General features: G+C 54.3%; 21 protein-coding genes and 1 pseudogene. 20 read left to right on the forward strand and 2 right to left on the reverse strand.

Annotation, left to right across the window (positions count from 1 at the left end; genetic code table 11):
• Positions 1-15: 15 nt before the first annotated feature.
• The gene (locus ACJY2G_RS21795) at positions 16-1,695 is read right to left on the reverse strand and encodes a retron Ec67 family RNA-directed DNA polymerase/endonuclease (protein ID WP_167459689.1); all 1,680 of its coding nucleotides are present in this window, start codon (positions 1,693-1,695) and stop codon (positions 16-18) included.
• A 317-nt stretch (positions 1,696-2,012) separates the two neighbouring features.
• Here ACJY2G_RS21795 and ACJY2G_RS21800 point away from each other — a divergent pair, with 317 nt between their 5' ends.
• From ACJY2G_RS21800 to ACJY2G_RS21865, 14 genes are all read left to right on the forward strand, one after another.
• Positions 2,013-2,654, forward strand: coding sequence for a phage baseplate assembly protein V (locus ACJY2G_RS21800; protein ID WP_439292130.1), 642 nt, complete (start codon positions 2,013-2,015; stop codon positions 2,652-2,654).
• Positions 2,651-3,001 (forward strand): GPW/gp25 family protein, encoded by a 351-nt coding sequence (locus ACJY2G_RS21805; protein WP_439292131.1) that lies wholly within the window; start codon positions 2,651-2,653, stop codon positions 2,999-3,001. The genes ACJY2G_RS21800 and ACJY2G_RS21805 overlap by 4 nt, the downstream gene beginning before the upstream one ends.
• Before the next feature lie 3 nt (positions 3,002-3,004).
• Positions 3,005-3,913 carry a baseplate assembly protein gene (locus tag ACJY2G_RS21810; protein ID WP_439292132.1) on the forward strand — a complete coding sequence of 303 codons (909 nt, stop codon included), beginning with the start codon at positions 3,005-3,007 and terminating at the stop codon, positions 3,911-3,913.
• Positions 3,906-4,433 (forward strand): phage tail protein I, encoded by a 528-nt coding sequence (locus ACJY2G_RS21815; RefSeq protein ID WP_439292133.1) that lies wholly within the window; start codon positions 3,906-3,908, stop codon positions 4,431-4,433. Before ACJY2G_RS21810 ends, ACJY2G_RS21815 begins: the two co-directional genes overlap by 8 nt.
• Positions 4,434-4,442: 9 nt before the next feature.
• Positions 4,443-6,953 (forward strand): phage tail-collar fiber domain-containing protein, encoded by a 2,511-nt coding sequence (locus ACJY2G_RS21820; protein ID WP_439292134.1) that lies wholly within the window; start codon positions 4,443-4,445, stop codon positions 6,951-6,953.
• The gene (locus ACJY2G_RS21825) at positions 6,953-7,522 is read left to right on the forward strand and encodes a tail fiber assembly protein (RefSeq protein ID WP_439292135.1); all 570 of its coding nucleotides are present in this window, start codon (positions 6,953-6,955) and stop codon (positions 7,520-7,522) included. Before ACJY2G_RS21820 ends, ACJY2G_RS21825 begins: the two co-directional genes overlap by 1 nt.
• A 131-nt stretch (positions 7,523-7,653) precedes the next feature.
• The gene (locus ACJY2G_RS21830; RefSeq protein WP_439292137.1) at positions 7,654-7,794 is read left to right on the forward strand and encodes a hypothetical protein; all 141 of its coding nucleotides are present in this window, start codon (positions 7,654-7,656) and stop codon (positions 7,792-7,794) included.
• A gap of 159 nt (positions 7,795-7,953) precedes the next feature.
• Positions 7,954-9,123 carry a phage tail sheath protein gene (locus ACJY2G_RS21835; RefSeq protein ID WP_439292138.1) on the forward strand — a complete coding sequence of 390 codons (1,170 nt, stop codon included), beginning with the start codon at positions 7,954-7,956 and terminating at the stop codon, positions 9,121-9,123.
• 13 nt (positions 9,124-9,136) lie between these two features.
• The gene (locus ACJY2G_RS21840) at positions 9,137-9,646 is read left to right on the forward strand and encodes a phage major tail tube protein (RefSeq protein ID WP_113876562.1); all 510 of its coding nucleotides are present in this window, start codon (positions 9,137-9,139) and stop codon (positions 9,644-9,646) included.
• A 58-nt stretch (positions 9,647-9,704) separates the two neighbouring features.
• Positions 9,705-9,986 carry a phage tail assembly protein gene (locus ACJY2G_RS21845; RefSeq protein ID WP_120349675.1) on the forward strand — a complete coding sequence of 94 codons (282 nt, stop codon included), beginning with the start codon at positions 9,705-9,707 and terminating at the stop codon, positions 9,984-9,986.
• Between the two features lie 32 nt (positions 9,987-10,018).
• Entirely contained in the window at positions 10,019-10,141 is a 123-nt protein-coding gene (locus ACJY2G_RS21850; protein WP_113876560.1) for a GpE family phage tail protein, read from the forward strand.
• On the forward strand, positions 10,134-12,629 hold the full coding sequence (locus ACJY2G_RS21855) for a phage tail tape measure protein (protein ID WP_439292139.1): 2,496 nt from the start codon (positions 10,134-10,136) through the stop codon (positions 12,627-12,629). Before ACJY2G_RS21850 ends, ACJY2G_RS21855 begins: the two co-directional genes overlap by 8 nt.
• A 12-nt stretch (positions 12,630-12,641) precedes the next feature.
• Positions 12,642-13,112 (forward strand): phage tail protein, encoded by a 471-nt coding sequence (locus tag ACJY2G_RS21860; RefSeq protein WP_113876558.1) that lies wholly within the window; start codon positions 12,642-12,644, stop codon positions 13,110-13,112.
• Positions 13,113-13,120: 8 nt separating this feature from the next.
• Complete coding sequence (locus tag ACJY2G_RS21865; protein ID WP_439292149.1) at positions 13,121-14,272, forward strand: phage late control D family protein; 1,152 nt, start codon at positions 13,121-13,123, stop codon at positions 14,270-14,272.
• 15 nt (positions 14,273-14,287) lie between these two features.
• Here ACJY2G_RS21865 and ACJY2G_RS21870 read toward each other — a convergent pair whose 3' ends face one another.
• Positions 14,288-14,623: a hypothetical protein gene (locus tag ACJY2G_RS21870; RefSeq protein ID WP_439292140.1), complete on the reverse strand. Its 336-nt coding sequence runs from the start codon at positions 14,621-14,623 to the stop codon at positions 14,288-14,290.
• Between the two features lie 105 nt (positions 14,624-14,728).
• On the opposite strand from ACJY2G_RS21870, the gene ACJY2G_RS21875 reads away from it, so the two are divergent.
• From ACJY2G_RS21875 to ACJY2G_RS21900, 6 genes and pseudogenes are all read left to right on the forward strand, one after another.
• Positions 14,729-14,950, forward strand: coding sequence for a DNA-binding transcriptional regulator (locus ACJY2G_RS21875; protein ID WP_014341711.1), 222 nt, complete (start codon positions 14,729-14,731; stop codon positions 14,948-14,950).
• A 431-nt stretch (positions 14,951-15,381) separates the two neighbouring features.
• Positions 15,382-17,001, forward strand: coding sequence for an ABC transporter substrate-binding protein (locus ACJY2G_RS21880; RefSeq protein ID WP_430319649.1), 1,620 nt, complete (start codon positions 15,382-15,384; stop codon positions 16,999-17,001).
• A gap of 51 nt (positions 17,002-17,052) precedes the next feature.
• Positions 17,053-18,013 (forward strand): annotated as a pseudogene (locus ACJY2G_RS21885) (ABC transporter permease).
• Complete coding sequence (gene opp4C / locus ACJY2G_RS21890) at positions 18,013-18,960, forward strand: oligopeptide ABC transporter permease (protein ID WP_439292141.1); 948 nt, start codon at positions 18,013-18,015, stop codon at positions 18,958-18,960. Before ACJY2G_RS21885 ends, opp4C begins: the two are co-directional and overlap by 1 nt.
• Positions 18,957-19,961: an ABC transporter ATP-binding protein gene (locus tag ACJY2G_RS21895; RefSeq protein ID WP_113876555.1), complete on the forward strand. Its 1,005-nt coding sequence runs from the start codon at positions 18,957-18,959 to the stop codon at positions 19,959-19,961. Before opp4C ends, ACJY2G_RS21895 begins: the two co-directional genes overlap by 4 nt.
• Positions 19,958-20,923 carry an ABC transporter ATP-binding protein gene (locus ACJY2G_RS21900; protein WP_120163334.1) on the forward strand — a complete coding sequence of 322 codons (966 nt, stop codon included), beginning with the start codon at positions 19,958-19,960 and terminating at the stop codon, positions 20,921-20,923. The genes ACJY2G_RS21895 and ACJY2G_RS21900 overlap by 4 nt, the downstream gene beginning before the upstream one ends.
• The last annotated feature ends 13 nt before the right edge of the window (positions 20,924-20,936 follow it).

Here is a 20,936-nt window from a genome sequence, read left to right on the forward strand (position 1 = left end):
CATCCATCAAAGATATTATTTATGATCAATTATTGTCTTTTCTAATAAGTTAATGATCGAATCAAATCCTGAAAAATCGATGGATTTGTATTCCTTCTTTATTATTTTTTCGACAAAAACTTGCTTACTATAATGCATTGTATTGTCAGTATCATTATCAGGATGAAAAGTTTTACCGTCTAACTTTCTAGCAAGCAGCTCTTTAGTGAAAAAGTCTTCAATTTTGCTACTATTCTTATCATTAAGCAAAGGCGTTCTTATTAAATATAAATTACTAGTAATGAAATATATTCCGTCTCTGTCTTCGGACTCCTTGTACTTCCCATTTATTGCGTGAATTAAACCTTTAATTCCGTCATCATTGTCAGTAAGAATAATAACTGGGTTGTTGAGAGGGGGGCATTTATACTTTGACAATCTTGTAGCATAAGACTCGACGAATCTTTTAATTGCAGTGGTACCTGTAAGAAGATCTAGCAAATGGTTCACTAAGAAAGAAGCACCTAAGATCTGTATTTTTAGTGCCTTCTCTTTTTTCTTAATTTCAACTAAGTTAGGATATTTTTCATATCTTGATTTTATTGCATGCTTCAAATACACAACATCAGTTTTACCTTCGCAAATTACAATCGGCTTATCGTTAGCCACAAAATTTTTATAAAAAAGAAAATCCGAATACAATCTATCGCTAGCATCAAGAATAGGTATTCCTTTGCCGTCACGAGGGATGGTACTGTCAAAGTTTTTGTGTATAGTAATTTTTCTAGTGCTATAAATATAACTGAGCATTCCATTTAGTTGATTTTGCGTCCCTTCAATACTTTCCCCGTCAGGAAGCTTTATATAAAACTCATTTGTTCTGAATAACTCATGAGCCATTGATTTAGTCAAGCGTCTATAATCACTAGGTACATTGACGAATTTATTTACTACTAATCCGGTAACATCTTGCCTAGAGTCTTTGTATTGAAGTCTTGTTTTTGATTTGTTTATTATAAATCCACACTTGGTGATTTCTTTATGTAGTTTGTTTCCAACAACCCAATCTCCAAGTTCATCTTTGACTATATCGATAGGAAATTCTTTCCTATTTGTAGAAAATGTTAAATCATCCGCATAACGAGTGTAATTACAACTATTCTTAAATGCTAAACTTGCTAGTCGGATATCCAGAATATTAAGTATTAGATTTGAAATTACAGGAGAGCATGGACTTCCTTGTGGTAATCTACCTTCATGACAAGCAATCTGGGAAAAAACAGTTGCTGCTTTTTCATCCATGGAAAAATATTTATTTTTTATGAAAAAGCCACGAACACGACCAAAGTTTATAGTATTGAAAAAATCAGATAAATCAATATTGAATACGAGGTTTTTATTTCTATGTTGACTGGCATTAGTAATAATTGTTTTTCCTTTCACAAAACCATGTGATATTTTATTTCCACCATGTGTATTGTAAATCTCATCCAAGCATTCACTTAAATATCCAGCTAGTATCTTCTGCAAAGATTTTAGTTTTTCATTGGGTGCATTAATAATCCGTACCCCACCACTTTTTTTATAAATTTCAAAAGATTTATATTTATTCTTTGCGAAATATAAAGAGTAAGCAAGGTTCTTCGGTTCGCAACCCAAAAAATCTGCAACATCGCTGAGACTTTTTAAACTACGTATATCCGCTAGTTTTGACATAATATCCATATTAAAAATTGAGGGGAGGGGTCTATAAACACTCTTATCGCACTCATACGGCGACCCACCGGTGGCCATATTATTTCAACGCGGCGGTTGTCTCCAACCTTACTTTCACTTATCGCGATACGCGACACAAAATCTGTTTATAGACCAAGTTTTTTTTATCACTTCTATCCAATAAAATCAACGTTTTTCGAAACTTGATTGGGTAGCGGAAAGGTATGTTTTTATCTTTTTAATACCCTACGTTGTGCCACCCGCCATCAACTCGCCTCAAATTGTATGCCGCCTGACAGGGCGGCATTCTTTTATCCATGAATACATCCATCCCAAACAACGATATTCCGCGCCTGCTGCGCAATCTGATCCGCATTGGCACCGTTGCCGAGGTGGATTTGGTTGCAGGCACCTGTCGCGTGAACACCGGCGGCAACGTCACCGACTGGCTGCACTGGCTGACTTCCCGCGCAGGGCGCTCACGTTCCTGGTGGGCACCGTCCGCCGGTGAACAGGTTCTGCTGTTCTGCCTGGGCGGCGAGCTGGATACCGCCTTTGTGATGCCTGGTGTTTTCTCTGATGAATTCCCTGCGCCGTCAGCGTCAGCCGATGCCGTGCACGTCACTTTCCCCGACGGCGCGGTGATCGAGTACGAACCCAAAACCGGCGCGCTGCTGGCAACCGGCATCAAGTCCGCCACGGTGAACGCTGCCGATAAGGTGGCGGTGACCGCACCAAATATCACATGTACTGCGACAACCCGCATCACGCTCGACACGCCGGAGGTGGTCTGCACGAAAAAACTCACCACCAGCACTATCGAAATTAAACAGGGCGGCAAGATGACCGGCAACCTCACACACAGCGGCGGCAGCATCACGTCAAACGGCGTGGTTGTGCATACCCATAAACACGGCGGCGTCCAGACGGGCGGCGGTCAGACGCAGGTGCCTTCATGAGTAACGCAAAATACATCGGCATGTCCCGTGAGACGGGCGGCAGCTTCGAAGACCTGGCGCACATTCAGCAGTCGGTCAGCGACATTTTGCGCACGCCCGTCGGCTCCCGCGTGATGCGCCGCGACTATGGTTCGCTGCTATCGATGCTGACTGACCGCCCGCAGAATGCGGCGCTACGCCTGCAAATCATGGCGGCCTGTTACAGCGCGATCCTGAAATGGGAGCCACGCGTCAGCCTGACCGGCATCACCTTTGAAACGACGTTTGACGGAAAAGGCGTAGTGGATATCACCGGCATCCGCATAGACACGTCCGCCGCCATTTCCTTAACCCTACCCGTGAGCTGAATTATGGCAACTATCGACCTGAGCCAGTTACCCGCCCCCGACGTGGTGGAGGTGCTGGATTACGAAATCCTCCTGGCGGAACGCAAAGCCACGCTGGTATCGCTTTACCCCGAAGACCAGCAGGCCGCCATCGCCCGCACATTGACCCTGGAGTCTGAACCGATTGTGAAGCTGCTGGAGGAGAACGCTTATCGCGAAGTGATCCTGCGTCAGCGGGTTAATGAAGCTGCGCAGGCGGTGATGCTGGCTTATGCCACCGGCACAGACCTGGACAATATCGCCGCCACGTTCAGCGTGGCACGCCTGACGATCACCCCTGCGGATACGGTCAGCGTGCCCGCCGTGGCGGCAGTCATGGAAAGCGATGCTGATTTGCGTATCCGTGCGCAGCAGGCGTTTGAAGGGCTGAGTGTAGCCGGTCCGGTCGGCTCCTATGAATATCACGGGCGCTCGGCTGACGGGCGGGTGGCGGATATTTCGGTGATCAGTCCGTCGCCTGCCTGCGTGACGATTTCCGTGCTGGCGCAGACCGGCAACGGCACCGCGCCCGCCGACCTGCTGGCGAAAGTTCAGGCCGCGCTCAATGACGAGAACGTCCGTCCCGTGGCCGACCGCGTGACCGTTCAGTCAGCAACCGTCGTGAATTACACCATCGATGCCGTGCTGTACCTGTTCCCTGGTCCGGAAGCCGAACCCATCCGCGCAGCCGCCGAAGCGAAGCTTATCGCCTACACCACCGCGCAGCACCGACTAGGCCGCGACATCCGGCTGTCGGCCATTTATGCCGCGCTGCACGTTGAAGGCGTGCAGCGGGTGGAGCTGAAAAGCCCGAAGGCCGACATCGAGCTGGACAAAACCCAGGCGTCATTCTGCACCGCGTACACCTTGAAAGTGGGCGGTTACGATGAGTGATCCTCTGCTGCCCGTCGGTTCCTCTGTGCTGGAAGTCGCCGCCGCCGATGCCTGCGCGGAGCTTGAAAACGTGCCGCTGCCGCTGCGGCAGCTCTGGGATCCGCTGACCTGCCCGGTGAAGTTCTTGCCCTATCTGGCCTGGGCGCTGTCGGTTGACCGCTGGGATGAAAACTGGCCGGTTGCCACTAAGCGGCGCGTGATTCAGTCGGCCTGGTTCATTCACTGCCATAAGGGAACCATCGGTGCCATCCGGCGCGTGGTGGAGCCGCTCGGCTACCTGATTAACGTGACCGAGTGGTGGGAAACGAATGACGAGCCAGGCACGTTTCGCCTGGACATCGGCGTACTGGAAACCGGCATCACCGAAGAAATGTATAACGAGATGGAAAGGCTGATTGCTGACGCCAAGCCTGCCAGCCGCCATCTGATCGGGCTGACCATCACCCAGGATATTAAGGGCGATGTTTACATTGGCGCAGCGCAATACCTTGGCGAACTGCTGACCGTTTACCCCGCATAAGAGGACGATATGAGCACATTTAAATCCGTTGTCACCACGCTCGGGCAGTCGCGCATTGCGGCAGCCATTGCGGCGGGAACTGACATCAACATTACGCAGCTTGCCGTCGGTGACGGCAACGGCAAGGCGACCACACCCGTCGCCACGCAGACCAAACTGGTTAAAGAGGTGTACCGCACGCCGCTCAATTCCTTAAAGCTGGATCCGACCCATGGCAACTGGGTGATTGCCGAGGCGGTGATTTCTGCCAGCATTGGCGGTTTTTGGATGCGTGAAATGGGGCTGTTTGCTGACGACGGCGCGCTGATTGCCGTCTGCAACATGGCGGACACGTACAAGCCAACTTTGGCGGAAGGTTCAGGCCGCACGCAGACGTTGCGCATGGTGATTGCCGTCAGCAACACCGAAGCGATCAGCCTGCTGATCGACGACTCGGTGATTATGGCAACGGAGCAGTATGTGAATGACCTGCTGGCGGCGCATGAAAAATCCCGTAACCATCCCGACGGTACGCTGACAGCAAAAGGTTTTGTGCAGCTTAACAGCTCGGTCAGCAGTACCAGCGAAACGCTGGCGGCGACGCCAAAGGCGGTGAAGACCGCCAACGACAATGCCAACACCCGCGTACCTTCCACCCGCAAGGTCAATAATAAGGCGCTGAGTGCTGATATCACTTTGGCGGCGGCGGACGTCGGGGCAATGAGCAATCTGATGCTGGCAACGGACACGACCAAGGTTAAGCGTTTGGATGACCCGTCCATTATTGACGTCACTAATCCCGTCAGTATTTCTGCCACGTTTGAAGATCATCCTCTGGGTGCGACCTACGTCGTTGCCGGTCAGTTGCACAACTGGCGGCGCTACTGGGCGGCGGGTGCGGCGGCCTATCAGCGCCTGATTAATAACGACGGACAGATTTTTGAGCGCATTGGATCATACACCGCAGCGGGCGGCTGGAAATGGTTCCTCAGCGACAGCGGTTATCCGTTCGGCTGGCGGAAGATTCTGGACAGCGGCAGCATGACGCTGACGGATTTGACGCGGCTGGGCGTCGCCCGATCGGGTGAGAACGCGGATATTACCGGCCTCAGCAAACTTACCGACATTGCGTCCAGCGTTAAAATGGCGGCTAACCTGGAGGTCGCCAGTTCGATCCAGGCTAATTATCGCGTCGGCATCATGAGACCGAATGACTATGAAGCTTACATGTCTTTCACCAGCCGCGTCGGCAAGGTGTCCGCCGCAAATCTTCCCTCTGCGCTGACCTCAATGGGGAATATGTATTTTCGTTTGCCGAATACGCTGACCGATACAGACCCGCACGCAGGGCGTGCGCTGGGTGGCCTGTCCGCTGCCATTTATCCCGCTGGTGAAGGCGTGATGCGTATGGATGCCAGGGATGAAACCGGCACCATTAAAGCCCGTATTGTCTGCGACGGACAAACTGACAGCGTACAAATCGCAAACGGCGTTTTACGGCCTGAGTCAGGTATTACACTTTCCTCAACGAATGCGAATTCAGTGATCCGCGGGCGTAATGATGCCGTCATTCTGCGTGACCATAACAACGGCAATGTCACCTTGTCAGCCAGTCTGAAGGATGCAGGTTCAGGCACCGGCGGGACGTTGTATCTGGGATATAACAGGGACACTGCCAACATCTTCACGTCGGCGGTTTCCATTGATTCGCCACTGACCATCAATGACACCATGAAGGTCGTTAAAGATGCCACTTTTGCCAGTGCCATGACGGTGGTGGGTGGGCTGACATTAAACACGGCATTGCCTGTTTCCAGCGGTGGCACCGGCGCAAAGAATGCCGCTGAGGCGCGGGCTAATCTTGGCGCGTTAGCCGTGGGTGACGTGCTGGTGGGAATGCCGGTTCCCTGGCCTTCTGACACCGTGCCCGCCGGTTTTGCCCTGATGGTCGGGCAGACGTTTAACAAGACAACGTATCCGTCGCTGGCTATCGCGTATCCGTCCGGCGTCATTCCTGATATGCGCGGGCAGACCATCAAAGGCAAACCGGCGAGCGGGCGCGCCGTGCTTTCCCAGGAACAGGACGGCATCAAATCGCATACGCACGGGGCGTCTGCCTCCAGCACCGACCTCGGCACGAAAACGGTCAGCACCGTCGATTATGGTACCCGAACCACATCAACCTTTGATTACGGTAACAAAGGCACGGACGGGCAGGGAAACCACAATCACGGCGACGGGATCCGCATTCCTCAAAACCAGGACGGCGCGGTGCTCTATGGCCTGCGTGAAGCTGCCGCAGGAAATGCCGCCTGGGCAAAAGGCGGGAGTAATCAGGCTGCTCAGGCCGTGACCACCACAGATGGCAACCATGCGCACACCGTCTACATCGGCGCACATAATCACACCTTAGATATTGGTCCACATAGCCACACCGTGGCAATTGGGGCGCACGGTCACACCATCACTGTGAATGCCACCGGCAACACAGAAAACACGGTGAAAAACACCGCCTTTAACTACTTAGTGAGACTCGCATAATGTTCAAATACTCAGACAAAATTCAAACAGTGAAAGTGTATGACTTTGCCGCCCTGACCGGTGAATTCATCGGTCAGAGTGATGCGATGATTGCGCCCAATACCGGCCTGCCTGCCCGCTGCACCGACATCAAACCGCCTAAGACCGAAAGCGGAACGGTCGCCATTTTCAAAAATGATGCCTGGGTGATCGTTGAGGATTTTCGCGGGCAGACGGTTTACAGCACTGACAACGGGCTGCCTGTCGTGGTGAATGAGCTGGGCGCGCTGCCCGCCAATTCCACCCGTTTAGCGCCTGCCAGCCGTTTTGACCGCTGGGACGGTGAGGCCTGGGTAAAAGATGAGGCGGCAGAGTTGCTGCAACAAACCCAGGACGCAGAGTTACAGAAAAAAGAACTGATGAGTCAGGCGGTTTTGCAAATCGACACCTTGCAGGATGCGGTTGATTTAGACATGGCATCCGAAGAAGAAAAGACGCAGCTCCTCGCCTGGAAAAAATACCGCGTGGTGCTGAACCGCCTGGATACCTCGGCAGCGCCTGATATCGCGTGGCCTGGCACGCCGGTGTAAACCCGTCAGTTAATACCCTGCATTGGATTGATCGCTGAAAACGATCAATTGCGGATAATTGATCTGTAGTAACTATTTGATAGCTGTCCGCAAATGCCCAACGATAACCGCAGATTATTCAGGAGGATGAAATGGAATTAAACAAAGAGGAAGCGGAAATTATCGCGGGCTTTCTGGCGGCGAACTGGTCAGCCTTTTCACAAGCGGCTGAGGACGTCATGACCGTCAGCGCGCTTCACCGGCTGGCTGAAAAGTTGGGGCTGGAAAACTAGCCCCCCGCTTTTCAAATCTATTGACGACTGCCCCCCTGAGGGGCTTTTTTGTATCTGACCTTCACCACGTTGTGCCATTCCCCACACTCCGCCCCCGCCGTGCCTGATTGTCCCCAACACGCGATGATTGACGTCACCCCAATTACAGGAAAAAACACCATGGCTGATTATCATCACGGTGTGCGCGTTGTTGAAATCAATGACGGCACCCGCGTTATTTCCACCGTTTCCACCGCCATCATCGGGATGGTCTGCACCGCAGAAGACGCAGACGCGGCGACGTTCCCGCTGGATACGCCTGTACTCATTACCAACGTATTAACCGCCGCAGGCAAGGCCGGTAAAACCGGCACGCTGCGTTCATCCCTGATGGCAATCGCCAACCAGGCTAAACCGGTGGTCGTCGTTGTTCGCGTGGCGGAAGGCGAAACCGACGCGGAAACCACCTCAAACATCATCGGCGGGTCAGATGAAACCGGCATGTATACCGGCATGAAAGCCCTGCTGTCTGCGCAAACTGAACTCGGCGTAAAGCCGCGTATTCTCGGCGTGCCGGGGCTTGATAATCAGGAAGTCGCCACGGCGCTCGCCGCCGTCTGTCAGCAGCTGCGCGCCTTTGGCTACGTCAGCGCGTACGGCTGCAAAACCGTGTCCGATGCCATCAAGTACCGCGACAATTTCAGCCAGCGTGAGCTGATGGTTGTCTGGCCTGATTTCGTGTCCTGGAACACCACCACCAACGCCAGCGACATCGCGCCCGCGACGGCTTACGCGCTCGGCCTGCGTGCCAAAATCGACGCCGAAACCGGCTGGCATAAAACGCTTTCAAACGTCGGCATCAACGGCGTTACCGGCCTGTCTGCCAGCGTGTACTGGGATTTGCAGACCACCGGCACCGATGCCGACCTGCTGAATCAGGCGTGCGTGACCACGCTTATCCGCAAAGACGGCTTTAAGTTCTGGGGGCAGCGCACCTGCTCTGACGATCCGCTGTTCCTGTTTGAGAACTATACCCGCACCGCGCAGGTGCTGGCGGACACCATGGCAGAAGCGCACCTGTGGGCGATGGACAGGCCAATGACCCCGACGCTTATCAAAGACATGATTGCGGGCATTAACGCCAAGCTGCGAGAAATGAAATCTGCCGGTCTGATCATTGATGGTTCCTGCTGGTACGACCCCGAAGCCAACACCGTCGAAACCCTGAAAGCGGGCAAGCTGTTCATTGATTACGACTATACGCCGGTGCCGCCGCTGGAAGATTTAACCCTGCGTCAGCGCATCACCGATCAGTACCTGGCGACGTTCGCCACCTCCATCAATAGCTAAGAGGCGCTAAAACATGGCACTGCCTAAGAAACTGAAATATCTGAACCTGTTTAACGACGGGAACAGCTACCTCGGCATGGTCAGCGCGCTGACGCTGCCGAAACTCACCCGCAAGCTTGAGAACTACCGCGGCGGCGGCATGACCGGTTCGGCCTCCATTGATTTTGGCCTGGACGATGACGCGCTGACCTTTGAGTGGACGGTGGGCGGGCTTGATGAACTGGTGCTGAAACAGTGGGGCGCGGTGGATGCCGTGCCGCTGCGCTTTGCCGGTTCCTTCCAGCGTGACGACACCGGCGACACCTCCGCCGTGGAAGTCACCCTGCGCGGACGCCATAAAGAAATGGATTTCGGCGAGTACAAACAGGGTGAGGACACCGAAACCAAAATCACTACCCAATGTACCTATTTCAAACTCACGATTGACGGCAAAGACGTGATTGAAGTCGATACCGTGAACATGGTGGAAATCGTCGGCGGCGTTGACCGCGTGGCGGAGCACCGCAAAAACATTGGCCTGTAATCCGTAACCCGCGCCGGACTCCGGCGCAAAACCTCAAATTTGAATAAGAGACACCGCTATGTCAGAACAGAATGAAAACATCGTTATCCTGGAAGAACCGATCAAGCGTGGCGACACCCTGATCACGCAGATTGAAATCATCAAGCCGAACGCCGGACACCTGCGCGGGATTGGCCTGGCGGCGCTGGCGAATGCCGACGTTGACGCGCTGACCGTGATCCTGCCGCGCATTACCGTCCCGAACCTGACCACTCAGGACTGCAAAAGCCTGCATCTGCCCGACCTGATTGCCATGGCGGGCAAGGTGATTGGTTTTTTATCGCCGAAATCGGAACAGTAAAACTTCCTGCGGCACTGACCGTTGATGACCTGATGGCGGATATTGCGGTGATTTTTCACTGGCCGCCGTCAGAACTGAACCCGATGACGCTGACCGAGCTGCTGGTGTGGCGTCATAAGGCCATGCAGCGCAGCGGAGCCACCGACAGTGAGTAACGTAAAGTTAGAGGTGTTGTTAAAGGCGGTTGACCAGGCGACCCGCCCGTTCAAAGCGGTGCAGAACGCCAGTAAGGCGCTGTCCGGAGATATTCGCAATTCACAAAACACCCTCAAAGACCTGAACGCCCAGGCCGGAAAGATTGACGGTTTCAGGAAATCCAGCGCACAGCTGGGCGTGACCAGCCAGAAACTGAAAGACGCCAAAGCGGAAGCGGCGGCGCTGGCTATCCAGTTCAAAAACACCGCCAACCCGACCCGCGCACAGGCGCAGGCCATGGAGTCCGCGAAGCGCACCGCCGCGCAGTTGCAAACCCAGTTCAACGGGCTGCGGCAGTCGGTGCAGCGTCAGCGCACGGAACTCAGCCAGGCGGGCATCAGCACGCGCACGCTGTCTGACTCTGAGCGCCGCCTGAAAACCTCCATCAGTGAAACCACCGCGCAGCTCAACCGGCAGCGTGAATCCCTGGCTCGTGTCAGCGCGCAGCAGTCCAAGCTCAACGCGGTCAAAGGCCGGTATCAGGCCGGTAAACAATTCGCCGGTAGCGTGACGGGTGCGGGGGCTGCGGGTGTCGGGATTGCGACGGCGGGCACGGTAGCCGGTGCCGGGATGCTCAAGCCAGGATATGACTTTGCCCTGAAAAACTCAGAGTTACAGGCGACGTTAGGATTAGAAAAAGACTCTGCCGATATGACCGCGCTGCGCACCCAGGCGCGGCAGCTCGGCGACAACACTGCCGCCTCTGCGGATGATGCCGCCGCCGCGCAAATCATTGTCGCCAAATCCGGCGCGGACAAGGACGGCATTCTGGCGGCGACCCCGACCATCCTGAATTTGTCCCTGGCAAACAAGCGCACCATGGAGGAAAACGCCACCCTGCTGATGGGCGTGAAATCTGCGTTCGGCATGACCAATGACACCGTGGCGCACATCGGCGACGTGCTTTCAACAGCAATGAATAAATCTGCCGCCACCTTTGACGGGCTGTCAGACACCATGACCTATGCCGCGCCGGTGGCAAAACAAGCCGGTATCAGCGTCGAAGAAACTGCCGCGATGGCTGCCGCCCTGGCGGATGCCAAAATCACCGGTTCAATGGCGGGTACGGGCAGTCGCGCTGTCATTACCCGCCTGCAGGCACCCACGGGCACCGCAGCGGCGGCGATGGGTGAGCTGAAGGTGAAAACGGCGGACAGCAAAGGCAACATGCGCCCGCTGTTTACCATCCTGAAAGAAATGCAAAAGAGCTTTGAGAAAAATAAGCTTGGTGATGCCCAGCGGGCGCAGTACATGAAAGCCGTCTTTGGCGAGGAAGCCAGTTCGGCGGCGATGGTGCTGATGGATGGGGCAACGTCGGGCAAACTCGACAAACTTACCCAGGCATTCAAAACCTCGGACGGCAAAACCAAGGCGCTTGTGGAGGTGATGCAGAACAACCTCGGGGGCGACTTTAAGGAATTTCAGTCAGCCTATGAGGCCGTCGGCACCGACCTGTTCGATCAGCAGGATTCATCCCTGCGCAAACTGGTGCAAACCGCCACCGGCTACGTGCTGAAACTCGATAAGTGGATTGTGAACAATAAAGCCCTGGCGACGACGCTCGGCAAAATTGCGGGCGGTGCCCTGCTGATTATCGGCGCGCTCGGTGTGTTTGGCCTGGTGGCGGGTCCGGTTATCAGCGGCATTAATCTGATCGTAGCTGCTGCCAGTACGCTCTGGACAGTTCTGACCATAGCAGGCGGAGCAATAGCCACGGTTATCGGCGGGTTAAGTATGCCCCTGTGGGCTGTGGGAGGGATCATTGTTGGTGTGGGCGCGCTGTTTGTCGCCGGTGCGCTGCTTATCCGCAAATACTGGGAACCGATTAGTGCTTTCTTTGCCGGTGTGGTGGAAGGGTTAAGTGTGGCATTTGAGCCTGTTAAGGAGCTTTTCGCCCCGCTCAAGCCGATGTTTGATTCGCTCGGTGGCTGGCTGAAATCTGCCGTTCAGTGGTTCAAAGACCTGATTGCACCGGTGAAAGCGACCCAGGACACGCTGAATAATTTCAAAAATGCGGGCGTCATCGTCGGGCAGGGAATTGCCGACGCGTTTACCTGGCCTCTTAAAGCATTCAATAAACTGCGGCATGGCGTGGACTGGCTGCTGGAGAAACTCGGCATCATCAAGGATGAATCGGCAGATATTGATAAAACGGCGGACAAGGCTGATCAGCGTTCGAAGCAATCCGGCGACGGGGATCCGCAAGCGCACCCGCTGGATAATCCCGCCCCTATTGCCCCGCCGTCGGGCGGTCTGCTGGGCGGCGGTTACACGCCGGTTTCCGTCGGCGGCGGGCGCAGCTATATCGACCGCAGCACCCACAATTACACCATTGCCGCCGATGCCGGTTTAGGCGTCCAGGATACCAGTCGTCAGATCCGCGCCGAGCTGGAAGCCCGTGACCGCGCCCGCGTCGCAAAGCAACGTTCCCGCATGGATAATGATTAAGGAGATATCCGCATGATGTTAACGCTCGGGCTGTTTGTGTTTCAGTTGCAGACCGTCCCTTACCAAAGTTTGCAGCGGGACGTCGATTACCGCTGGCCTGCGAATAACCGCGTCGGCCTGCGTCCGCTGCCGCAGTTCCTCGGCGTGAATGAGGAGAAAATTACCCTGTCCGGCGTGCTGATGCCGGAAATCACCGGCGGACGGCTTTCCCTGATGGCACTGAACCTGATGGCTGACGAGGGCAAGGCGTGGCCTCTGCTGGAAGGCAGCGGCACCATTTACGGGATGTTTGTGGTGAACAGCGTCAGCGAAACCCACACTGAGCATTTTTCCAACGGAGCCGCCCGCCGGATTGAATTCACGCTGACGCTGACCCGCGTGGATGAATCCCTGGCGGCGATGTTTGGCGATATGAAAGCCCAGGCCGACGGGCTGCTGGATCAGGCCGGTGGTTTAACCGGTCAGTTAGGAGGGCTGCTGTGATTACGGATATGACTATCGGCGCTGGTGCGCAGTTTGCACCGGATTTCACGGTGACCGTCGGTGGCAAAGACATCACGCAGGACGTCAGCAACCGGCTGATTTCCCTTACGCTCACCGATAACCGCGGCTTTGAAGCTGACCAGCTCGACATCGAGCTGAGCGACACCGACGGCCTGCTGGACATGCCGCCACGCGGTGCGGTGATTAATATCGCGCTGGGCTGGAAAGGCCAGGCACTGACGAACAAGGGCGACTTTACCGTGGATGAGGTGGAGCATCGCGGCACGCCGGACACGCTGACCATCCGCGCCCGCAGTGCGGACTATCGCGGCAGCCTGAACTCCCGCCGCGACAACTCCTATCACGACACGACGCTGGAAGCGGTGGTGTCTGCCGTGGCGGCGCGCAACAACCTCAAGCCCGCGATTGCGGAACCTTTCAGGGGCGTGCCGGTGTCGCACATCGACCAGACCCAGGAAACGGACGCGAAATTCATCACGCGTCTGGCTGAGCTGAACGGCGCGGTTGTCGCCATCAAGGCGGGCTGCCTGCTGTTTATCAAGCCTGGGGCGGCAAAGACGGCGAGCGGGAAGCCAATCCCGCAGATGACAATTATCCGCAGTGACGGCGACGGGCACACGTTCAATATTGCTGACCGTGGGGCTTATACCGGCGTGTCGGCAAGCTGGCTGCATACCAAAGACCCGAAGCCGAAAAAAGTGAAGGTACAGCGCAAACCGAAAGTGCAGTACCTCCGCGCCCTGCAACATCCGAAGGCAAAGAAGACCAGCGCGAAAGTGCAGAAAACGCCGGAGGCTAAGGAAGGGGATTATCTGGCGGGCAGTGATGAAAACGTGTTTGCGCTCACCACCATCTACGCCACGCAAAAGGCCGCCATGCGGGCAGCCCAGGCGAAGTGGGACAAACTCCAGCGCGGTGTCGCAGAGTTCTCGATCTCACTGGCACGCGGACGGGCTGATTTATTTCCTGAGACGCCGGTGGCGGTGTCAGGCTTTAAATCCGTGATCGACGCGCAGCTTTGGATAATCAGCAAGGTGACACACACCTTGGGCAATAGTGGATTTGTAACGACGCTGAATCTGGAGGTGTTGCTGTCGGATGTGAGTTATGAGGCGACGGAGGATGACGAGGCGAATTAACGCCTCGTTCATTAGTCAGGATTCAGGTGTAAATTCCCACTCACTAGGTGAAGAATATTCGGTGCCATCTTCATCCATAACTTTTGCATTTAGCACCGTGGCAACTTGTAGCATTTTCAAATACAAAGCGGTATCAGGCCATTTTGTTGAGATATTGCCATTGTTCCATTCAAGCCACGGTTCTGGATAAGCACTTTTACCAGACCATAAGGCAAAGAATTCACCATTTGGCGCGTAAATTGAAAGCTCCGGATCATGATTAACAATATTCAGCCATTCTTCGCTGGCGATCTGACTGTCTTCATTATCAGCCCAAAACTCAGCCCGTGTGATATGAAACTCGACTCCCATAGCAATCCCCTGTGTTTAATGTAAATCACTGTAATAGCGAGTGTATGATTTTTGAAATAACATACAATGATTGCATCTGATTAAAATGATTACATGGTGATTGTTATGATGCACTGCCCGAAATGCCAGCACGCCGCTCACGCCCGTTCCAGTCGTTACCTGAGCCTCAACACCAAAGAGCGTTATCATCAGTGTCAGAATATTAATTGCAGTTGCACGTTTAAAACTCATGAATCGATCGCCGACATTATCGTAGAGCCTGGGACTGTTCACGCCGTGCAGTTGCATCCGGACAAACATCAGCAGCAATCTCTACAGATGCACTAAAACATGAAACCCGCCAATGGCGGGTTTCTTATCTATTGTGCCTAATCAATGATTACAGGCTATGATTGCTATCCGCTTTAAAAGGTGGGGTGGCTAAACTCCACCGCCATTTCATCGCCATCATTAAAACCATAGCTAAAAAGCAACTTAAGTAATCTAAAAATAACATTATGAATTTATTGAATTTAACTTGATTATTTGAAATTATTTTTCGGCATTAAGAAATAACAATTAGCTATAAGCCATATTTTTTCGTTGTTAGACAAGGCTAAACCGCATCCTTACTCTTTGTCATGTTTTGTAAACCGTTTGCACACATTACAGATGAGGGATCTCTTTTGGCTACGTTATTACGTTCCGCTTTCGCGCCAGCCGTACAACGCGCACGTCGCACTGCCTCTTTCAAAATCGCATTACTGGCCAGTGCCGTAATGTTGTCTTCTTTTGCTTTCGCTGATGATGTCTTAAAAGAAGGCATTACACCGGCCACCGATGCCAGTCAGGTTCCTGCTGCAGCAAAACTGCGCACCGATACAGTGATCGCGGGGATCTCTGAACCTCAGGGTATTTTTAACCCTTACTTCTTCGTTAACGGCTGGGATGAAAACGTCACTAATGTGATTTTCGCCCGTCTGATTGACTGGGACAGCCAGGGCAAACTGGTCCCTGGTCTGGCAGAAAGCTGGACGGTCAGCCCTGACGGCAAGACTTACACTATCAAACTGCGCCATGACCTGAAATTCAGCGATGGTTCTCCGCTGACGGCAGAAGACGTCGCGTTCACGCTGACGGTGTTGTACGACCCGAAATATGATGGCGACACCGATATCACGCTGGCACACATTACCGGCGGTGATGACTATAAGCAGGGCAAGGCGGACAGCATCAGTGGCCTGAAAGTGATTGACCCGCTGACGTTACAGGTCACCACCACACAGCCGGGCGCTACGACGCTGCAAAAAATCGGCGGACCGGTACTTTCGAAAGCGTATTACGGTAAAGGCTACACGCGCGGTAATCTCGATTATTTGCGCGCGCTGCACGGCAAACCTCTGGGCAATGGCCCGTATGTGTACGACAAATATATTCCGGGGCAGGAGATCCGTTTCCACGCCAACGCGAATTACTATCGTGGCGTACCGCCGACTCCGCGATTTATCTATCGCGTGACCAATCCGTCGACTAACTTCCAGCTGTTCCAGACGGGTGACACCGATTATGACGCGTTCACTTCGCGTCCGGATGATATCGAACAGCTGAAGATGCTCGGCTTTGCCAATATCAACCTGTACGGTTCCAGCGATTACAGCAAGATTGAGTTCAACGTCAGACGCCCTGCATTACAAGATGTGAAAGTCCGTCAGGCGCTGATTTATGGTCTGGATCGCCAGAAACTGATCGACGTGGTGTATCAGGGCTATGGATCGGTGGCGATTGAGCCGATCGCGCCGATTTCCTGGGCGTATAACACTGATGGCGTGAATCCGTACAAATTCGATCCGGCGCAGGCCAACAAATTGCTGGATGAAGCAGGATGGAAAGCCGGCAGTGACGGGATCCGTGTGAAAGACGGTAAACGTCTTGAACTGACGCTGCTGGTCAGCAAAAAAGTGCTGAACGATGCGCTGATCCCGATCGCTAAAGTGAACTATCAGAAAATCGGTGTGCTGCTGAAACCACAGGTGGTGGATTTCAACGCGCTGATGTCTCAGCGCAAGGCCGGGAATTACGATCTGGCGTCGTTCAGTACAAGCACGCTTAACGATCCGCACGATGGCGTCTGGGATTACTACAGCACAGAGTCCACGGAATCGGGCTATAACAATCCTGAAGTCGATAAGCTGATCAATGAAGGCAACGCCACGCTGGATATCGAAAAGCGTAAGCCGATTTATCATGAACTGTATAAAGTGCTGGCGAACGATCCGCCGGTGATCCTGCTGGGTAACCGTAAAATTCTCTCGGCCAGCAGCGCCCGCGTGACCGGTTTTAAACCGGATATCTATAACGGCCTGACCGGCAGTCTGCCGGACGTCAAAATCGTAAAATAATCAGAAATAATGCGGCTGCCGGATCCTTCCGGCAGCTTCAATGAGAAAGTCATGAGAAATTTCATTCTGCGTCGTTTGCTTCAAACCATTCCGATGTTGTTCCTCGCTTCGCTGCTCATCTTCATGCTGTTTGCCAAAACACCGGGCGATTTCATTGACGGGAATATCACCCTGACTGCGCAGCGCGCCGCCGAACTTAAAGCGCTTTATGGACTGGATCAACCGCTGCTCAGCCGTTACCTGCACTGGCTGGGCAATCTGCTGCGAGGCGATCTCGGCTTCTCGCTGCAATATCAGATCCCCGTCAGTCAGCTGCTGAACCAGTACATCTGGAACTCCTTCCTGCTCGCGACCATTGCGATGGTGCTGTACTGGGGGATCGCGCTGGCGGTGGGCATTGTCTCTGCGATGAAACCTTACTCCCTGTTCGACCATGTGGTGAGCATTGTGATTTTTGCCGCGATGTCTTTCCCGACCTTCTTCCTTTGCCTGCTGCTGATTAAATGGTTTGCCGTGGATCTTCACTGGCTGCCGGTGGGCGGTATGACCAATACCGGCAGCGATGCCACGGGCTGGGCGTGGGTAGCACAAGTGGCTGCGCATCTGGTGTTGCCGGTAGTTGCGCTGGTGATGTTGCAGGCGGGCAGCCTGACGCGTTATTTCCGCGCCAGTATGCTTGACGTGGTGCGTATGGATTTCATCCGTACCGCGCGCGCCAAAGGTCTGCGCGAGCGCACGGTTATCCTGAAACATGCGCTGCGAAATGCGCTGCTGCCGATTATTACGCTGCTGGGTTTCGAGCTGCCGGGGTTGTTTTCCGGAGCGCTGATCACCGAAAAAGTTTTTAACTGGCCCGGAGCAGGGCACATTCACATTGATTCACTGGCGGCGCGTGATTACCCGGTTCTGATGGGGGTTTACGTTGTTTCTGGCGGTATTAACCATTCTTGGCAACCTGATTGCTGATGTCCTGTATGCGTGGGCGGATCCGCGCATTCGTGTGAGGTCGTGATGTTTGGCTCTTTATTTTCTACCAACCGGCGGTTACGTGAAGCACAGATCCCCGCGCTGGCACAGGTGACACCGTCACCCTGGTTACAGGCATGGCGTGCTTTACGGCAGAACCGTCTGGCGATGCTCTGCCTGATTTTACTGGTGGTAATGGCAGTCTGGTGCATAGTGGGCCCTTACTATTCGCCATGGCGGGATGATGCGACCGATGCGCTGATGATCAACAAAGCGCCCAACGCTGAGCACTGGCTGGGTACCGATTTTCTCGGGCGTGACGTGTATACGCGGCTGCTGCTGGCCGGTCGAATCTCGCTGATTATCGGCATGCTGACTATGTTGCTCTCCGTGACGCTCGGCTATCTGATGGGCGCTGTATCCGGCTATGTCGGCGGTATCACCGACAAAATCATCATGCGCTTTGCCGATCTGGTGATGACCATTCCGAGTTTGCCGCTGCTTATCGTTATGGGCGCGATGCTGTCTGAACTGGATTTCTCGCCGGATTCCCGCGTGTACATGGTGATCGTCATGCTCAGTTTGCTGGAATGGCCGAAACTGGCGCGTCTGGTGCGCGGGCAGATCCTCTCCCTGCGTGAGCGTGATTTTATGCTGGCGACTCAGGTTCTCGGATTGTCATCGCGCCGTCGCCTGTTCGGTCACTTACTGCCCAATACCGTGCCGATCCTGGTGGTGATGGCGACGATGGCCGTGGCGAACGCCATCCTCAGCGAGTCTGCGCTCAGTTATCTGGGATTAGGCGTGGTGCCGCCAACGCCGTCGTGGGGAAATATGATGGATGCCGCGAACAGCCTGATCGACTTCCAGCGCCGTCCGTGGTTGTGGATGCCGCCCGGCGTGGCGATTTTTATTACGGTGATTGCGATTAATGTGCTGGGCGATGGCCTGCGCGATGCGCTGGATCCCAAGATGAAACGGAGCAAAAAATGACTGAACCCTTGATCCGTTTTAACCAGCTTTCATTATCTTTTGCCAGCGATGAAGGACGTGTGCGTGCGGTGCAGGACGTCACGTTCGACATTCAGGCCGGGCAGACTGTCGGCGTGGTTGGTGAATCAGGCTGTGGAAAAAGCGTCACGGCGATGTCGCTGATGGGGTTATTACCGCCACAGGCCGCCCGCATTGATGGCGGAGAAATCCTGTTTCAGGGGCGTGATTTGCTGAAACTGCGTTCGTCACAAATGGCGGATCTGCGCGGCAATCAGCTGGCGATGATTTTCCAGGAACCGATGACCGCGCTCAATCCGGTGCTGACCATTGGCGAACAGCTGGTGGAACCGCTGATCCGCCATCGTGGTGAATCACCGAAATCGGCGTGGACACTGGCAACGAAGATGATCACTGAAGTCGGACTGGCGCGCGCGGAAAGCCTGATGACCAGTTATCCGCACCAGCTTTCCGGCGGCATGTTGCAGCGCATCATGATTGCGATGGCACTCAGTTGTAAGCCGCAGCTGCTGATTGCGGATGAACCCACCACTGCACTCGATGTCACCGTGCAGGCGCAAATCCTGCGTTTACTGCGCGATCAGGCACAGCAAAATCATATGGCGCTGATGCTGATCACCCACGATTTAGGCGTGATCGCCCAGATGGCGGATCACGTGGTGGTGATGTATGCCGGTAAAATTGTTGAGCAGGGCGCGACCGCCGATGTGCTGCGTAATCCGCTGCATCCTTATACGCAGGGGCTGATCGCTTCGCGGCCCACCGCGGGAGAACGTCGCCGCCGCTTGTATTCCATTCCGGGACAAGTGCCAAGTCTGGCCGCTTTGCCGCCTTACTGCGCGTTTACCGATCGTTGCGGGCGCGCTACCGAACGTTGCCGTGAAGGGATCCCGCCGCTGGAAGGTCAACACCGTCAGGCCGCCTGTTTCTATAGCGGGTTAACGACGGCGCAAGAAGATAAAGACACGGAGCTGCAATCATGAACGCGGAATATCTGATTGAAGTCGACGGGCTGAAAAAGTATTTCCCGATCCGCGACGGCGTATTCGGACAGGAAACCGGTCAGCTGCGGGCGGTTGATGGTGTCAGTTTTAACATCCGCAAGGGCACGATTTTCGGGCTGGTCGGGGAATCTGGCAGCGGCAAAACCACGGTAGGGCGCACACTGCTTGGGCTGTATGACAAAACCGCGGGCAGCGTGAAATTTCGTGGCGAAGAACTTCATGCCCTGAAGCCAAAACAACTGAAAGCGTTGCGTCCGAAAATTCAGCTGGTGTTTCAGGATCCGTACAGTTCGCTGAATCCCCGCATCCGCGTCGGCGACGCCATTGGCGAGGCGATGCTTGAGCACCGGTTATGTTCACGCGCAGAACTGCGGGAAAAAGTGCTGGAAGTGATGAAAATCTGCGGGCTGTCCCCGTTGCATTACAACCGCTTCCCGCATGAATTTTCCGGCGGTCAGCGCCAGCGTATTGGCATTGCCCGTGCGCTGATCCTGCAACCGGATTTTATCATTGCCGACGAACCTATTTCGGCGCTGGATGTGTCCATTCAGGCGCAGATCATCAATTTGTTCTCGGATTTACGCGACGATCACGGCGTGACATTTTTGTTTATCTCGCATGATCTTGGCGTGGTGGAACATCTTTGTGATGACGTGGCGGTGATGTATCTCGGCCAGCTGGTGGAAACCGCCAGTCGGGATGTGCTGTTTGAGCGGCCTTTGCATCCGTACACGCAGGCGCTGCTGGCGGCAGTGCCGACGCTCGATCCCGACAGCGAACCGGTCGCGATGGTCAGCGGGGAAATCCCGGATCCGTCAAAGCCGCCCGCCGGTTGTCGTTTCCACACCCGCTGCCCTCACGCCATGGCTCGTTGCCGGGCGGAAACTCCGTTGCTACGTGAAGTGGAAAACGGTCACCGCGTGGCCTGTCATCTGGTGTAAAACAGATTGATAT

This window comes from Rahnella sp. ATs2 (assembly GCF_051851855.1).
In the GTDB taxonomy this organism is placed as follows: domain Bacteria; phylum Pseudomonadota; class Gammaproteobacteria; order Enterobacterales; family Enterobacteriaceae; genus Rahnella; species Rahnella variigena.

Bases quoted from the DNA above. Each gene is read 5' to 3' on its own strand.
- ACJY2G_RS21795 (WP_167459689.1), bottom strand. From the start codon at position 1,695: ATGTCAAAACTAGCGGATATACGTAGTTTAAAAAGTCTCAGCGATGTT.
- ACJY2G_RS21800 (WP_439292130.1), top strand. From the start codon at position 2,013: ATGAATACATCCATCCCAAACAACGATATTCCGCGCCTGCTGCGCAAT.
- ACJY2G_RS21805 (WP_439292131.1), top strand. From the start codon at position 2,651: ATGAGTAACGCAAAATACATCGGCATGTCCCGTGAGACGGGCGGCAGC.
- ACJY2G_RS21810 (WP_439292132.1), top strand. From the start codon at position 3,005: ATGGCAACTATCGACCTGAGCCAGTTACCCGCCCCCGACGTGGTGGAG.
- ACJY2G_RS21815 (WP_439292133.1), top strand. From the start codon at position 3,906: ATGAGTGATCCTCTGCTGCCCGTCGGTTCCTCTGTGCTGGAAGTCGCC.
- ACJY2G_RS21820 (WP_439292134.1), top strand. From the start codon at position 4,443: ATGAGCACATTTAAATCCGTTGTCACCACGCTCGGGCAGTCGCGCATT.
- ACJY2G_RS21825 (WP_439292135.1), top strand. From the start codon at position 6,953: ATGTTCAAATACTCAGACAAAATTCAAACAGTGAAAGTGTATGACTTT.
- ACJY2G_RS21830 (WP_439292137.1), top strand. From the start codon at position 7,654: ATGGAATTAAACAAAGAGGAAGCGGAAATTATCGCGGGCTTTCTGGCG.
- ACJY2G_RS21835 (WP_439292138.1), top strand. From the start codon at position 7,954: ATGGCTGATTATCATCACGGTGTGCGCGTTGTTGAAATCAATGACGGC.
- ACJY2G_RS21840 (WP_113876562.1), top strand. From the start codon at position 9,137: ATGGCACTGCCTAAGAAACTGAAATATCTGAACCTGTTTAACGACGGG.
- ACJY2G_RS21845 (WP_120349675.1), top strand. From the start codon at position 9,705: ATGTCAGAACAGAATGAAAACATCGTTATCCTGGAAGAACCGATCAAG.
- ACJY2G_RS21850 (WP_113876560.1), top strand. From the start codon at position 10,019: ATGGCGGATATTGCGGTGATTTTTCACTGGCCGCCGTCAGAACTGAAC.
- ACJY2G_RS21860 (WP_113876558.1), top strand. From the start codon at position 12,642: ATGATGTTAACGCTCGGGCTGTTTGTGTTTCAGTTGCAGACCGTCCCT.
- ACJY2G_RS21865 (WP_439292149.1), top strand. From the start codon at position 13,121: ATGACTATCGGCGCTGGTGCGCAGTTTGCACCGGATTTCACGGTGACC.
- ACJY2G_RS21870 (WP_439292140.1), bottom strand. From the start codon at position 14,623: ATGGGAGTCGAGTTTCATATCACACGGGCTGAGTTTTGGGCTGATAAT.
- ACJY2G_RS21875 (WP_014341711.1), top strand. From the start codon at position 14,729: ATGATGCACTGCCCGAAATGCCAGCACGCCGCTCACGCCCGTTCCAGT.
- ACJY2G_RS21880 (WP_430319649.1), top strand. From the start codon at position 15,382: ATGTTGTCTTCTTTTGCTTTCGCTGATGATGTCTTAAAAGAAGGCATT.
- opp4C (WP_439292141.1), top strand. From the start codon at position 18,013: ATGTTTGGCTCTTTATTTTCTACCAACCGGCGGTTACGTGAAGCACAG.
- ACJY2G_RS21895 (WP_113876555.1), top strand. From the start codon at position 18,957: ATGACTGAACCCTTGATCCGTTTTAACCAGCTTTCATTATCTTTTGCC.
- ACJY2G_RS21900 (WP_120163334.1), top strand. From the start codon at position 19,958: ATGAACGCGGAATATCTGATTGAAGTCGACGGGCTGAAAAAGTATTTC.